This is a genomic window from Extibacter sp. GGCC_0201 (assembly GCF_017566055.1).
GTDB lineage: Bacteria > Bacillota > Clostridia > Lachnospirales > Lachnospiraceae > Extibacter.
Window position 1 is genome coordinate 15,735 of the sequence record NZ_JABFCH010000035.1, and the last position, 13,017, is coordinate 28,751.

Annotated in this window: 14 protein-coding genes; 10 read left to right on the forward strand and 4 right to left on the reverse strand. The window is 49.5% G+C overall.

Features of this window, described 5'->3' with window-relative positions:
- Window positions 1-200: 200 nt before the first annotated feature.
- From HJV72_RS17590 to HJV72_RS17605, 4 genes are read left to right on the forward strand one after another with little or no spacing between them, the layout of a single operon-like run.
- Entirely contained in the window at window positions 201-3,569 is a 3,369-nt protein-coding gene (locus HJV72_RS17590; protein ID WP_208072954.1) for an antirestriction protein ArdA, read from the forward strand.
- 3 nt (window positions 3,570-3,572) lie between these two features.
- Window positions 3,573-4,526: a hypothetical protein gene (locus tag HJV72_RS17595; protein ID WP_208072956.1), complete on the forward strand. Its 954-nt coding sequence runs from the start codon at window positions 3,573-3,575 to the stop codon at window positions 4,524-4,526.
- Window positions 4,527-4,528: 2 nt separating this feature from the next.
- Window positions 4,529-4,735 (forward strand): transposon-transfer assisting family protein, encoded by a 207-nt coding sequence (locus HJV72_RS17600; protein ID WP_004853547.1) that lies wholly within the window; start codon window positions 4,529-4,531, stop codon window positions 4,733-4,735.
- The gene (locus HJV72_RS17605; protein ID WP_208072959.1) at window positions 4,732-5,097 is read left to right on the forward strand and encodes a cysteine-rich VLP domain-containing protein; all 366 of its coding nucleotides are present in this window, start codon (window positions 4,732-4,734) and stop codon (window positions 5,095-5,097) included. Before HJV72_RS17600 ends, HJV72_RS17605 begins: the two co-directional genes overlap by 4 nt.
- A 177-nt stretch (window positions 5,098-5,274) precedes the next feature.
- Here HJV72_RS17605 and HJV72_RS17610 read toward each other — a convergent pair whose 3' ends face one another.
- From HJV72_RS17610 to HJV72_RS17625, 4 genes are all read right to left on the reverse strand, one after another.
- The gene (locus HJV72_RS17610) at window positions 5,275-5,526 is read right to left on the reverse strand and encodes a helix-turn-helix domain-containing protein (RefSeq protein WP_002585088.1); all 252 of its coding nucleotides are present in this window, start codon (window positions 5,524-5,526) and stop codon (window positions 5,275-5,277) included.
- Between the two features lie 63 nt (window positions 5,527-5,589).
- On the reverse strand, window positions 5,590-6,936 hold the full coding sequence (locus HJV72_RS17615) for a relaxase/mobilization nuclease domain-containing protein (protein ID WP_002585087.1): 1,347 nt from the start codon (window positions 6,934-6,936) through the stop codon (window positions 5,590-5,592).
- Window positions 6,897-7,226, reverse strand: a complete 330-nt coding sequence (locus HJV72_RS17620; protein ID WP_002585086.1) for a plasmid mobilization protein — start codon at window positions 7,224-7,226, stop codon at window positions 6,897-6,899. Before HJV72_RS17620 ends, HJV72_RS17615 begins: the two co-directional genes overlap by 40 nt.
- Window positions 7,227-7,487: 261 nt before the next feature.
- Window positions 7,488-7,766, reverse strand: a complete 279-nt coding sequence (locus HJV72_RS17625; protein ID WP_208072961.1) for a helix-turn-helix transcriptional regulator — start codon at window positions 7,764-7,766, stop codon at window positions 7,488-7,490.
- Window positions 7,767-8,147: 381 nt separating this feature from the next.
- Between HJV72_RS17625 and HJV72_RS17630 the strand changes: the two genes are divergently transcribed.
- The 6 genes from HJV72_RS17630 (at window position 8,148) to HJV72_RS17655 (ending at window position 12,951) form a co-directional block, all read left to right on the forward strand.
- Complete coding sequence (locus tag HJV72_RS17630; RefSeq protein ID WP_004607970.1) at window positions 8,148-8,333, forward strand: cysteine-rich KTR domain-containing protein; 186 nt, start codon at window positions 8,148-8,150, stop codon at window positions 8,331-8,333.
- Window positions 8,334-9,323: a 23S rRNA (adenine(2503)-C(2))-methyltransferase RlmN gene (gene rlmN, locus HJV72_RS17635; protein ID WP_004607971.1), complete on the forward strand. Its 990-nt coding sequence runs from the start codon at window positions 8,334-8,336 to the stop codon at window positions 9,321-9,323.
- A gap of 536 nt (window positions 9,324-9,859) precedes the next feature.
- Window positions 9,860-10,291, forward strand: a complete 432-nt coding sequence (locus HJV72_RS17640) for an RNA polymerase sigma factor (RefSeq protein WP_009255547.1) — start codon at window positions 9,860-9,862, stop codon at window positions 10,289-10,291.
- Entirely contained in the window at window positions 10,272-10,532 is a 261-nt protein-coding gene (locus tag HJV72_RS17645; RefSeq protein WP_002590583.1) for a helix-turn-helix domain-containing protein, read from the forward strand. The genes HJV72_RS17640 and HJV72_RS17645 overlap by 20 nt, the downstream gene beginning before the upstream one ends.
- Before the next feature lie 414 nt (window positions 10,533-10,946).
- Complete coding sequence (locus HJV72_RS17650) at window positions 10,947-11,174, forward strand: transposon-encoded TnpW family protein (protein ID WP_004607973.1); 228 nt, start codon at window positions 10,947-10,949, stop codon at window positions 11,172-11,174.
- Window positions 11,175-11,274: 100 nt separating this feature from the next.
- A complete protein-coding gene (locus tag HJV72_RS17655; protein WP_002569190.1) occupies window positions 11,275-12,951 on the forward strand; it encodes a recombinase family protein in 1,677 nt (558 codons plus the stop codon).
- The last annotated feature ends 66 nt before the right edge of the window (window positions 12,952-13,017 follow it).

Sequence of the window (13,017 nt, forward strand, 5' to 3'; positions counted from 1 at the left end):
CGTAAATCCCCGTTGCGACGCTGACGCGCCGGACGGGGATTTTGCTTGTTGGGAAGTTTCCCAAACCCTCTTTTGCGGAGGGCTTCACCCTCTAAAAATTTTCAAAAATATTTGGCAGAAATGCGGGCGTACCCGTAGTAGACCATGCAGCCAAAAAATGCAGCTTATGACGCTGCCGCAGAGAAAGGAGGTTTTTCACTATGGCAAGTTTACGGGACACCGTAAAGGACTATCAAGACGAGCTTAGGGACGGTATCGCATGGGTGGCGTTCTGGAAACAGGGGCGTTCATGGAACGCGGAATATTTTCATCTTGATATGGACGATACGCTCTACCCGGAGGACAGGAGCCGGTTAGAGGAAATAAAAAGCATTGACCCCGCCGCCGTTATCTTAAACGGCTACTATTGCGGGCATTTAGGCGAGGACATGAGCCTTGACGAGCTGACCGCCGGAGTGCGTTACCACTACGAAAACAGCATGAACGACATTGACGGTTTTATCGGAGCGCATGACGACAGGCTTCCCCCGGAGGTTATCGAGGAAGCGAGGGCAGCCGCCCATGAAGCGGGGCTTCCCTTTTCCGAAAAGCCCTACCGGGACGGGGAGGATTTTAACCCCTATGTATTTGACGGGAGCATGAGCATTGAGGATTTTGAGCTTATGCACCGCATGATTGAAAAAGAAAGGAGCGAACAAATGGCAGAACCGATTTTAAGCGGCTATCTTTCCAATCTTGGGAAGTACACCGAGGGCAGACCCGCGGGCGAATGGGTGACATTCCCCACGACTGCCGAACATCTGAAAGAAGTCTTTGACCGTATCGGGATTGACTTCAAGCACTATGAGGAATGGCATTTCACAGAATTTCAATCCACTATCCCCGGCTTGGCGGAACATTTAAGCGAGTATTCCCACCCCGACGAGCTGAACTATTTAGGGAAGCTCTTGGAAATGCAGTTTGACGACGACCGGGAGAAATTCATTGCAGCCATTGAATACGGCGACCATGCCGACAGCTTACAGGACATCATCAACCTTGCACAAAACCTTGACTGCTACTGGATTTATCCGTCCGTCCACAATGAAGAAGAATACGGGCGTTATCTGGTTGATGAACTGGAAGAACCCGAACTGCCCGAAGAAGCGAAAAAGTATTTCATGTATGAGGAATACGGGCGCGACGCTTCCATTAACGACGACGGTATGTTTACCGAAAAGGGCTATATCTACAACAACCGCAACACCTTTACAGAATGGTACGACGGGCGCGACGTGCCGGAGGAATACCGGGTAACGCCGCAGCCCCCGCAGCCGGAAAGACCCGACCCGTCAAAGGTAGAAATGGACGCAGCCGCGCCGGGGCAGAGAACGGCGCAGACCGCAGAGCAGCCACAGGAGCCGCGCCCGGTTATCCCTATCGTGCTGACGAGCGAGAAGCCCGCCGAGAAATTAAAAGAGATTACCGACCGTCTGGAACAGGGTATTGCGGAACTCTTTGACAGCGAGCGTTACAAGGAATATCTGAAAGTCATGTCAAAATTCCATAATTACAGCTTCCGAAACACCGTCCTTATCGCCATGCAGAAGCCGGACGCTTCCCTTGTGGCGGGCTTTTCCGCTTGGAAGAATAACTTTGAGCGAAACGTGATGAAAGGGCAAAAGGGAATTAAAATCATTGCCCCGTCGCCCTATAAAATCAAACAGGAAATGCAGAAAATCGACCCGCACACGCAGAAGCCCATAATCGGCAAGGACGGGAAGCCCGTCACCGAGGAAAAGGAAGTCACCATACCCGCCTACAAGGTGGTATCCGTCTTTGACGTTTCCCAGACCGAGGGAAAGGAGCTGCCGGACATTGCCATTGACGAGCTGCCGGGCGACGTTGACCGCTACAAGGATTTTTTCGCAGCCCTTGAAAAGACTTCCCCCGTTCCTATCGCCTTTGAGAATATCGAGGGCGGCTCTCATGGCTACTACCACTTGGAGGACAAGCGCATTGCTATCAACGAGGGCATGAGCGAATTGCAGACCTTAAAGACCGCCATTCACGAAATCGCCCATGCGAAGCTGCACGACATTGACCTCAACGCGCCAAAGGACGAGCAGCAGCCCCACATTGACCGCCGCACCCGCGAAGTCGAAGCGGAAAGCGTCGCCTATACCGTCTGCCAACATTACGGGCTTGACACGTCGGACTACTCTTTCGGCTATGTCGCCGGGTGGAGTAGCGGGCGGGAATTGTCCGAGCTGAAAAGCTCCCTTGAAACGATACGCAGCGCAGCCGCCGAGATTATCAATTCAATAGACGAAAATCTTGCGGAGCTGCAAAAGGCACAGGACAAGGAGCAGACCGCCGGACAGGAGCAGCCCACCAGAGAGGAACAGGCAGCCCCGCCGGAGCAGCCGCAGCCGGAAGCCCCGGCAAAGGCAGATACAGCCGGGAAAGAGAAGCCGGAAGCAGCCGCACCGGGAAAATCCGGCGCACAGGAAAAGGCGGGTGCAGCCCCGAAAGAAGCCTTTACCCCGGAAACGATTTACAAGGTGCGCCGGAACCCTTACAGCGACAGCCGGGAAAACAGCTACCTCTTGCAAGCCTATGTGACACAGGAGAACGGGCGGGCGAAAATGGGCGACGTGCTTTATACGGGAACGCCGGAGAAATGCCGCGAGCTTATGGGGCAGCTCAAAAGCGGCGAGCTGACCGAGGGCGACGTGAAGCAGCTTTACGCAAAGGCACAGGAAACGGCGCAGACCGCCGGACAGGACAAAGACACCTTTTCCATTTACCAGATAAAAGGCGGGGACGAAACAAGGGATTTCCGCTTTGAGCCTTACGACCGCCTGCAGGCGGCGGGGAATGTGGTTGACAGGGCGAACTATGAGCTTGTCTATTCCGCGCCCCTTGCGCCGGAAACTTCCCTTGAAGATATTTACACCCGTTTCAATATCGACCACCCCAAAGATTTTAAGGGACACAGCCTTTCCGTTTCGGACGTGGTAGTGCTTCATCAGGACGGACAGGACGCGGCGCATTTCGTTGACAGTGTAGGTTTCCGGGAAGTGCCGGAGTTTTTACAGGAGCAGAAGCAGCTTACCCCGGACGACTTGGAAACGGGCGAAACTGTCAAAACACCGAGAGGGACTTTCCATGTAACCGCTATGAGCCGGGAGCAGATAGAAGCCGCCGGATATGGCTTTCACCACCAGTCGGACGACGGAAAGTATCTGATTATGGGGAATGGGACGCGGGCGTTTGCCGTTGCCGCAGAACAGGCGCAGCGGGACAATCCCTTGAAAACCGCCGAGCAGACCACAGAGCAGAACGGGAACATGATTGACGGTATCATCAACAACACCCCCACCGTTGACGAACTGGAAGCAAAGGTAAAGGCGGGCGAGCAGATTTCCCTTGTTGACCTGGCTAACGCTGTCAAAGCCGACAAGGAGCGCGGCAAGGAAGCGAAGCCGGAAAAGAAGCCCTCTATCCGGGCGCAGCTTAGAGCCGACAAGGAAAAGGCGCAGAAGAAAACCGCAAAGCAGAAGTCACAGGACTTGGAAAGGAGCTGACCCATGCCGGAACAGAGTAAATTTGAAAACGTGGATTTGTTTGCTTCCCTTGAAGCGATTATGAAGCAGAACACAGGCTTTTACCAGAGCGACTTAGACATTGACAAAGAGATTATCGCAAAGGCGGCGGCAAGCCCCCACAGGGAGGACAAGGCCCTTTTGTGGTTCTGCCGCCCGTCCGGGACGCACTGTTTCCGGGAGCGCGACGTTTTCCTCAAAGACACCGCGCCCCACAACACATGGCGTTTCTACATGGAGCAGACAAGCGACCGCGTCCTTGCCTATGCAATCGAGCTGACGGGAAAGGAGCGCGGGAAAATCAAGGGCAATCTGTACGAACTGGACTACTCTAAACATTATGAGCGCGTCAAGGAAAAGGAGCTGCCCGCCGATACGGTGAAGCTGATTTATGAGCGAGGGGAAAGGGAGATACCCGCCGGACGGTTCTTCAACGGCAACCCAGACCCGCAGCTTGGGAAGTTTGAACGCTTTGAAGCCCTACCCAACGACCCGGACGCGCTGCAATCGCTCTTACAGGAAGAACGGCGCAGCCGGGAGCAGCTTTCACCGGGGGACTTCAAGGCGCATATCACAGCCTTGCGGGACGGGCTGATTGAAACGGAAGCGCGGCGCATTGTGCGGGAAATGAAGCGGCATTACGAGCCGAACAGCCCGAACAAGACCCATTTCATGGCAGAGCTTTCCCCGGCGTTCATGCGGCTTGCAGCCACAAAGGACACTGACCGCCTTTTCTCCATGCTGCCCTACAAGACACTTTCCTTTTCCAAAATCGAGGGCAGACATGGGATGTATGCGCTGATTGACAAGGGGGAGAACCGGGACAGGGAGATAAGGAAGCCCCGCCCCTCTATCCGGGCGCAGATTAAAACGGACAAAGCAAAGACCGCCCCGAAAAAGGCGGCGGCGAAAACAAAAAATCACGATTTGGAGGTGTGAACATGACAAAACTGACCGTAGAGGAAACAAACCTTTTGAGCATTTACAAGACCGGGAGCCGACAGGGGCTTATCGTCGCCATGAACGCCGCGCTGCCCTTTATGGACGGGGAAATGCGGGACTTTGCAGCCCGTACCCTTGCCAAAGTGGAGCGCATGGGCGAAGCGGAGTTTGCGGTGCTTCCCATTTACGCCGCTGATGAAGCATGAGTGGGATTAAGCGGCTGACACCGCCCCAGAGCCGGAAAGTAAATGCGCTTGTGCGCCGGACGTGCTGCAACTGCGATAACGGGAACTGTATCTTACTGGACGACGGGGACGAGTGCGTATGTCCGCAGCTCATTTCCTATTCGCTTCTCTGCAAGTGGTTCCGGGTTGCGGTGCTTCCCGCCGACAAGCTGCTCTATGCGGAGCTTTACCAGACCGGGGACAGGAAGAAGTGTACCGAGTGCGGCGCGTTCTTTGCGTCAACCTCTAACAGTGTCAAATACTGCCCCGTCTGCCGGAAACGTATCACCCGCAGACAAGCCGCCGAGCGCATGAGGAAAAGACGCGCCCCTGTTACGCAGTAGGCGCGGAAAATCCCTTGATTTACAGGGCTTTCCGGGCGTGAAAATCGGATAGGCGATACTTTATACCTTTACCCCCAAAAATGGCGTTCTACTGCGTAACATTCACGAAAACAGCACCCATAAAAAGACAGGGCGCGGAAGTCATATACTGGCTTCCGCGCCCTGTTCTTTTTTTGCCTATCTGACATTTCCCTTTTCCATTTCTTCAAGCGGGAACTGCGGGAGGGCTTCTATCAGCTTCTTTGTGATGGACTGGCGCATATCTTCGTTGATTTCCTGTTTCGTGCTTCCGTCCGGCTGTCTGACCGCTACCGTCGATAGCCTGTCGATTTCGTCCTTGTAGCACTCCACGACTTTCTCCACCGCCCATTTTTCCCCGGCAACGGCGGCGCGTATGGTTTCATATTCCGGCATTTTCTGGTTTTCCATGCTCAACGCTCCTCTGCTTTTTGATAGCCCTATCATAGCACAGCGGCGGGGATTTTGCTATCCTTATCCGCGCTCTGTTCCCTTTTCCCGTTCCGGCTGCCTGTCTGCCTGTAAAATGCTGTCAATGTTCTGCTTGATAATATCGTATTCCCGGACTTTCTTTTTCAGCTTCCCATAGTCGGCATAAAGGGCTTCTTTCTGCGCTTGGAGGGCTTCATATTCCGATTGCAGCGCGGCAAGGTTCGGGAGCTTTGCAATGCCCGCCGCTTTCAGCGACCTTGCGGCGGCTTCATGTAGGATAATCGCCTGTTCCTGTCCGGCGCGGTACTTCTCCCTGTTCCTTGCCTTGCGGTATGCGTCATAGACGGGCTTTGTCTTTTGGTAGGTGGAAACATTCTTGATAAGCACCGCCATGTCCGCAAGCCGCTTTTCCGCGTCCTTCAATGCGTCTGCCGCCTGTCCGCTTTCCGCTGCCATTTCTTCAATCCGGCTGACTAAATCCGCGTACTGTTCAATCTTATGTTCCGTCAAGAAATTCATGGTCTTTGCTGCCTGTTTCAGATTGTGGATTTTCGCCCACTGTTCATAGCCCTTACTCTGCGCCGCCTTGATACTGTTCTCAATGTCGATAAGCAGCGAAACGCCGCGCTGCTCTCTGGGGGCTTTCGCCGCCTTTGCCCGTCTGCCCGCTATCCGTTCCCTTATGGCTTCCTCTGTATAATCCGCGCCGAGGGTTTTAAGACGGGTGAAGCGTTCCTGTCCGGGGGCGCGGCATGACACATATTTCCCCGGCTTTATCTCATAGCCCGCCGCCTGTAACCGCTGCAACAATTCCTCAAAACTGGAAACTTGGGGGATAAGCGCGTCAACGGCAATCTTTAGCTTGCCTTTCCAACTTGTACCCGTCTTTTCTGCCTGGTACTCCGCATAGCTCTTTCCCTTGCTGCCCTTGCCGGGAACGACGACGGACAAGCCATTTTCCCGACACAGCTTGTCGCTCATGTTCCGTATGCCGTAATAGCTCCTTTTGTTGGAATTATATTTGCGGTGGTCTACGAAATTTACGGCGCAGAAAATAATGTGATTGTGGACGTGTCCTTTGTCAATGTGCGTCGTGAGTACATATTCATGCTGCCCCTTTGTTACCGCGTCGGCAAGCTGCTTTCCGATTTCATGGGCTTTCTGATAATCGACTTCCCCCGGCTCAAAGGACTGTATCAGATGAAAGGCTAAATTGTTCCCCTTTTGGAGTGCTTGGGACAAGGTATATTCAAATTCAATATCTGCCGTTTCATAGGAGCAGCCGAAAGAGGACACAAGCATTTTTCCGTCCGTCTTGTCCGGGTTTTCGATATAGTCAAGGGCTTTGCTTAGAGTGCTTTTAATAGGCTTAATCTTTGTAACCGCCATATCTCCGCAAGCACCCCCTTTATTTCCTCTATGTCCTCTTGGTATGCGTTCCCCGTCGCGTTTACGCGGCGTGCTATCTGGTTGACGTTGACACCGATTTTCTGTATCTCTGCGGTCATTGCCTTTATATCGGCATGGTCTATCTGAATGATATACCCGTCAATGGCAATCTTCCGCAGATATGCCGCCATGTTCCGGGTGGGTACGAGCTTCATTTTTTCCAGTATTAAATCCCGTTCCGCTTCCGTCACTCTGAATTTGATTTGCACCGTTCTTTTGCGTCCGTTCATGTATTCGCTCCTTTCCTTTCCGTTCCGAGGGTTTGGGACACTTCCCAACAAGCAATTTTCAACCGACGCGCCGCAGCGCGGGAGGGGAAAATACGGAAGTGGGTACCCGCTTCCTATGCTTGCTACGAATGTTTTTATCCCTTATGCCTTACTACGGAGCTATGCCCGGTTTTGCCAAACTTCCGCAAAAGAAAAACGCTGCAATCCTCAAAAAAAGATTACAACGCTCTCTAAACCTTATTCAATTCTGACGGACACTTCTTATCTGCCCTCTGTTTCGACTTCCGCTATCTCCTTTGCCGTTGCGCTCACAATCCGTATGCCTGTATCGCTCATACCGTCAAGAAGCGCGTCAAGCTGCCGCCGCTGCGTGTTCTTCTCTGGCGGCGTTTCCAAGTTCTCAATGTTCGCAAGGTAGCGCGGCGAGATAAACATTTCGTCGCTCACTTTCTTGCGGCTCTCCTTGCGCCCTGTCCGCGCCGCCTTTATCGCTGCCCCAAAAGCCTTGAAATCGTATTTCGGTACTGGTCTTTTTGCCATAGTTATTCACCCTGTTACATTTTACTGTTCCCCTTTCTTCTTGGATATGTCTACACAATTCAATCAGTTAGCCAAAATAATTCATATGTATATGTTGACAATTAGCCGCTTTTTTTGTATAGTATTATTAAAAGGGGGAAATGTTTATGTTACATAGCATGCGTATTCGATAAGCATTGAAATCAAAAAAGATTTTTCCCATTTTCAATATGGGCTTTTTTGTCATGCTTATTTTGCGTATGCTATACAACAAAACTAACGATGTATAGACATAGTATAAAAACTATGCCTTAATTTTGTTGTAGTGTTATATGTATAAATGCAGGTCAATGCTCATGTTGAGAATTGACCTGTATTTTTTTGCACAAAAGGAGAAATATTATGCTTGAAAAATATTGGATAAAATGTCCAATTTGTAACGGAAAGACGAGGGTTCAAGTATTTTATAATACGGTATTAAGAAATTTTCCTCTTTTCTGCCCTAAATGTAAATTAACACATATCATTGATGTTGAAAAATTAGAAATCATAATCAAAAACTCTGAAAAACAAAAGGAAGGATATTAAATGAAACACTTACCTAAAAGTACACTTACGGAAATATTGAATGACCCATACGGATTTACTTACAAAGAAATGTCGGAAGTAATTGGAGAGGATAAAGCAAGAGCCTTATATGCGGAATTGTATAAACAGCCATTTCACAAAAAAAATCTATCAATATCAACAAAAAAAGTCTATAAAAGTAGCGATACTGAAAAGTATGTTTATGAATTGAAAGACAACAGGTATATCGAAACGGTTTTTATTAAACGGCGAGATGGTGGGACTGTTTGCGTAAGTACGCAAGTTGGTTGTTCTGTTGGCTGTATTTTTTGTGAGTCCGGACGCAATGGTTTCGTTCGTAATCTAACACCATCTGAAATTGTGCAACAGGTCATATTGATACGTCAAAAAGTAAATCGTATCGTTTTTATGGGAATGGGAGAACCTTTATTCAATTACGACAACTTGATTGCAGCAATCCATATTCTTCGAGATAGAAATGGACTTAACTTTCCAACCGACGGCATTACCGTATCAACAGTTGGTCCAGTTAATCAATTAAAAAAATTGCGCGAAGAACATCTAAAAATTCAGTTGACAATATCTTTACATGCAGCAACACAGGCTGCGAGAAACTGCATCATTCCTCATATGCACATGTACGCTATTGAAGATGTTGTTAAGCAAGCATTGTCCTATTCACAAAGGCATAATCGAAAAGTGGTATTTGCGTATTTGCTTTTACCAGGTATAAATGACCGTTCCTCAGATATAAGGCAACTTGCAAAATGGTTTAAGGGCAAAAATGTTATGATTAACGTGCTGCAATACAACCCGACGAGTAATTCAAAAATTAGAGCACCACAAAAACAAGAAATGGTTGCGTTCAAACATCAATTAGAGCAAACAGGACTTGAAGTTACCATGAGAGTTTCTCATGGTAGAGAGATTAAAGCAGCTTGTGGACAGTTAGCTAATACATATAATAAAGCCAAAAAACAACAAAAATAATTTAATTAAAAGAGCCAGACGCACAGACGCAGAGCCGATAATATGCAGTTTGAAATACTGCTGTTATCGGCTCTTTTTTGATTTAATTTGTGCCCCCAATAACCATATTGGAGCAAAATCAGAACTGTTGCTTGTCGTTCTTTGATTTCCGCAGCAGCTTTGAAAAACCAAAGCCGCCGTTTCTTTTTATCTTCTAATGAAATGACGCGGTATCACTGTTAAAAGCGGCGGCTAAAAGGAGGTAGCCGCCATGAAGCACATACCATATCGACAAAATCCGACGGTCATTGACACATCAAAAAAAGCCCGACCACCGCCGGGGAAAACTACGTCTATCAATATGAACTGTCTAATCATCTGAATACCGCTTACAATACCTATACGTCTGTCCGGGCTTTTCGGACAGGCGTATTTTGCTGCTCAAAAAATTTTTTGAAAAAAATCCGAAAATCTTCGGCGTTTTTTTCAAAAGGCAGTATTGCCCCGCGAAAAGGGGGAAGCACCACCAACTTTCCAACGAGAAAGGGGGTGAGAATGTGGAACCTAATCGCAGGGAGTTTATAAAACAGTGCGCTTTCCAGAAGTTTTGTAATACGGTACTGCACAATGAAGCGTGTGACGCTCACAAAGAGCTGCACAGGCATAAGGCAAGGGAGATTACCTTTTCCGACTTGACCTTAGAAGAAGCGCGGCAGCTTCATACCTTTGATGAATATTTCAAAGGGGAAATCGCCTTTGAAAGAGCCGGGAAGAAAATCACGCCGAAGCTGCTTCTTGAAGCAATCCGTACTTTGCCGGAAGAAAAGCGCAAAGCCGTACTCCTGTACTATTTCGAGGGAATGAACGACACCGAGATTGCGGAGCTGTTCGATACGTCGAGAAGCACGATACAGTACAGGCGGACAAGCTCTTTTGAGCTGCTAAAAAAATATCTGGAGGAAAATGCTGATGAATGGGACGAATGGTAACGAACCCGGCTACCCGGAAAAAGCCCTTGTTCCCTATCCTGTCATTTTGGCAGCGACAAAGGGCGACCCGGACGCTATGAAGATTGTCTTGCAGCATTTCAGCGGCTACATAGCCCGCCTCTCCATGCGGAAGCTGTACGACGAGCGCGGGAACGTCTATTTTGGCGTAGACCACGACATTCGGGAACGGCTGCAAGCAAAACTGATGATGGCTGTCCTCACCTTTAAGGCAGAGGAATAAACCGCAGCGGCGGGACGCTTTCTCTCTCCCCCTTTTCCGTTCCGCTGCTGACGCGGCAGCAAAGCCATTCTGAACCTTGACAAAGAAAGCGGCGCAAGATAACGGCGGCGCAGCATAGGGCAAATCGGATACGTTCCTTTTGCGCCGAGCCATACGGTGGGTGCGCCATGACGCTATCCGGGTGAGGTTATCCCCGCCCGGACAGCCGAGCGACCAACACCGCGCCGGAAAGCAAGTGTAGCGGCTTGCGGGCGACGACACGCAAAATATACAATGATACTTCCTTACAGCCACAGTCCGAGCGTTAAGAGCGTCGCAGGCAATGGGTAGGGCTGCATGAGAACCATGCCGGGGTGAAATTCCCATGAGGTTATGCTAATAACCGTCCGATTAAAGCCTTTGTTTTCTTGAATAGTGGACTTGCTGCTATTCATAGACTGTATTATATGTTTGCGAAAGAAAGGGGGATTTTCTTTGACGCAAAACCAGACGCCCGTTACCACAACGGAGCATAAAATCGGAAAAGTTACTTACCTTGTATGTTCGTCCGCAAGTGAACGCGCAACGGACACACTGGATAAAAAGATAAAGAAGCTCATTCGCAAGGACATGGAGCTGAACCCCGCAAACGCCCGGAAATAGGGCGTTTCTTCACATTTTATACATGACACAGGCAGCGGTATGTGGTATAATATAGACAGTACAAATACCATGCTTGTCTGTCGTCGGAAAGGAGGACAAAATGTTACAGACAGACAAGATTACCGCTTTATATTGCAGATTGAGCCAGGAAGATATGCAAGCCGGGGAAAGCGAAAGCATACAGAACCAAAAACTGATTTTACAAAAGTATGCTGACGAACACCACTTTTTCAACACACGCTTTTTTGTAGACGACGGATTTTCCGGCGTGAGCTTTGAGCGTGAGGGGCTTCAAGCCATGCTGCATGAGGTTGAAGCCGGGAACGTGGCGACCGTCATAACAAAAGACCTTTCCCGTCTGGGACGTAATTATCTGAAAACCGGCGAACTGATAGAGATTGTTTTCCCCGAATACGAAGTGCGCTACATTGCCATTAACGACGGTGTAGACACAGCGAGGGAAGATAACGAGTTTACCCCTCTGCGGAACTGGTTCAACGAGTTTTACGCCCGCGACACCTCAAAGAAAATCCGGGCTGTCAAACAGGCAAAGGCACAGAAAGGCGAGCGCGTCAACGGCGAAGCTCCTTACGGCTACCTTATCGACCCGGATAACCGCAATCATCTGATACCCGACCCGGAAACGGCACACGTCGTAAAACAGATTTTTGCAATGTATGTACGGGGCGACCGTATGTGTGAAATCCAGAACTGGCTGCGGGACAATGAGATATTGACCGTCGGGGAACTGCGCTACCGCAGGACAGGGAGCAAACGCCACCCCCGCCCACAGCTCAACGCATGGTACAACTGGCCGGATAAGACACTGTACGACATTCTGACAAGGAAAGAGTATTTAGGGCATACCATAACCGGGAAAACCTACAAGGTATCTTATAAGTCGAAAAAGACGAAAAAGAACCCGGAGGAAAAAAGGTATTTCTTCCCCAACACTCACGAACCTTTGATTGATGAAGAAACCTTTGAACTTGCACAGAAGCGGATTGCCACCCGGCAACGCCCGACAAAGGTTGATGAAATTGACCTGTTTTCCGGGCTGCTCTTTTGTGGGGACTGCGGCTACAAAATGTATGCAGTACGCGGAGCCGGGACGCTTGAACGGAAACACGCCTACACTTGCGGCAACTACCGCAACCGGGCAAGAAATGATATGCTCTGCACTACGCATTATATCCGCAAAAGCGTATTGAAAGAACTTGTCCTTGCAGACTTGCAGCGAGTAACGTCTTATGTGAAAGAGCATGAACAGGAGTTTATCGAAACCGCCAACGAGTGCAGCGCAAAGGCAGTACAAAAGACGCTGACACAGCAGCGGAAAGAACTTGACAAGGCGCAGAACCGTATTAACGAGCTGAACATCTTATTCCGCAAGCTCTACGAGGACAACGCTTTAGGGAAACTTTCAGATGAACAATTTGCTTTTCTGACTTCCGGCTATGATGAAGAAAAAAAGACGCTGACCCGGAGGATTGCGGAGCTGTCACAGGAAATCGACAACGCCACCGAGCGCAGCGCGGACGTAAAAAGGTTTGTCGCACTGGTACGCAGATACACAGCGATTGAAGAACTGACCTACGAAAACGTCCATGAATTTATTGACCGTATTCTTATTCACGAACTGGATAAGGAAACGAACACCCGCAAAATCGAAATCTTTTATAGCTTTGTCGGCAGAGTTGATACAGGCGACAAGCCTACTGAAAGTATCTCCTATTTCAGACAGATAGGAGCCGACGTAAAGAGTTATGCTATCTAACATACATCAAAAAGAGGTAAGATAACACCCTCTGCAAAAAAGGTATCGTTATCTTACCTCAACAAA

Bases quoted from the DNA above. Each gene is read 5' to 3' on its own strand.
- HJV72_RS17590 (WP_208072954.1), top strand. From the start codon at position 201: ATGGCAAGTTTACGGGACACCGTAAAGGACTATCAAGACGAGCTTAGG.
- HJV72_RS17595 (WP_208072956.1), top strand. From the start codon at position 3,573: ATGCCGGAACAGAGTAAATTTGAAAACGTGGATTTGTTTGCTTCCCTT.
- HJV72_RS17600 (WP_004853547.1), top strand. From the start codon at position 4,529: ATGACAAAACTGACCGTAGAGGAAACAAACCTTTTGAGCATTTACAAG.
- HJV72_RS17605 (WP_208072959.1), top strand. From the start codon at position 4,732: ATGAGTGGGATTAAGCGGCTGACACCGCCCCAGAGCCGGAAAGTAAAT.
- HJV72_RS17610 (WP_002585088.1), bottom strand. From the start codon at position 5,526: ATGGAAAACCAGAAAATGCCGGAATATGAAACCATACGCGCCGCCGTT.
- HJV72_RS17615 (WP_002585087.1), bottom strand. From the start codon at position 6,936: ATGGCGGTTACAAAGATTAAGCCTATTAAAAGCACTCTAAGCAAAGCC.
- HJV72_RS17620 (WP_002585086.1), bottom strand. From the start codon at position 7,226: ATGAACGGACGCAAAAGAACGGTGCAAATCAAATTCAGAGTGACGGAA.
- HJV72_RS17625 (WP_208072961.1), bottom strand. From the start codon at position 7,766: ATGGCAAAAAGACCAGTACCGAAATACGATTTCAAGGCTTTTGGGGCA.
- HJV72_RS17630 (WP_004607970.1), top strand. From the start codon at position 8,148: ATGCTTGAAAAATATTGGATAAAATGTCCAATTTGTAACGGAAAGACG.
- rlmN (WP_004607971.1), top strand. From the start codon at position 8,334: ATGAAACACTTACCTAAAAGTACACTTACGGAAATATTGAATGACCCA.
- HJV72_RS17645 (WP_002590583.1), top strand. From the start codon at position 10,272: ATGAATGGGACGAATGGTAACGAACCCGGCTACCCGGAAAAAGCCCTT.
- HJV72_RS17655 (WP_002569190.1), top strand. From the start codon at position 11,275: ATGTTACAGACAGACAAGATTACCGCTTTATATTGCAGATTGAGCCAG.